The sequence below is a fragment of the Ileibacterium valens genome, assembly GCF_001945525.1.
GTDB lineage: Bacteria > Bacillota_I > Bacilli_A > Erysipelotrichales > Erysipelotrichaceae > Ileibacterium > Ileibacterium valens.
In genome coordinates this window covers 1-502 of record NZ_MPJW01000239.1, presented here as the reverse complement: position 1 = coordinate 502, position 502 = coordinate 1, and the positions used below count along the sequence as shown (strand labels likewise).

1 protein-coding gene is annotated in these 502 nt (G+C 43.4%); it reads left to right on the top strand.

Annotation, left to right across the window (positions count from 1 at the left end; genetic code table 11):
* Window positions 1-214: 214 nt before the first annotated feature.
* Window positions 215-502, top strand: a 288-nt coding sequence (gene tnpA / locus BO222_RS11440) for an IS66 family insertion sequence element accessory protein TnpA (protein WP_198931968.1), incomplete at its 3' end; no start/stop codon positions are given.

Below are 502 nucleotides of genomic sequence, written 5' to 3'. Positions count from 1 at the left end.
TTCTGAATATTTAAGACGTAATCATTTATTTGCCCTCCCTATCAAGGCAAATGTACCTGCAAAGCAAACAAAACTTATTTTTATGATCACCATACAATTACACTTGACATTTAATAGTTAGGCTTTTATAAGAAGTAACCTTTTGAAATTTGCACGGGCTTAGATCCTCCGGTTCCAGTCGATATTCTGTATTCGACTAGAACTGGAGGATTTTATGCATAATTATCTGTTTTCCAAATCCCGTGAACTGAATCAGGAACAGTGGATGAACCTGGTTGATCAATACCAGGTGTCAGGTCTGACTCAGGCTGGCTTCTGCGTCCAAAACGGCCTGGCTTTATCCACCTTCCAGTACTGGCGCAGAAAAGCTGCCGCCGTATCGCCTGCTTCAGCGGCTCTTGAATTCGTAGAAATTGACAGGACGGTCTTCCTGGATTTGGAAGGATCAGACGAGAGTCCAAAGCCGGTGATTGAAATCACTGACAGCGACCGAACGATTCGT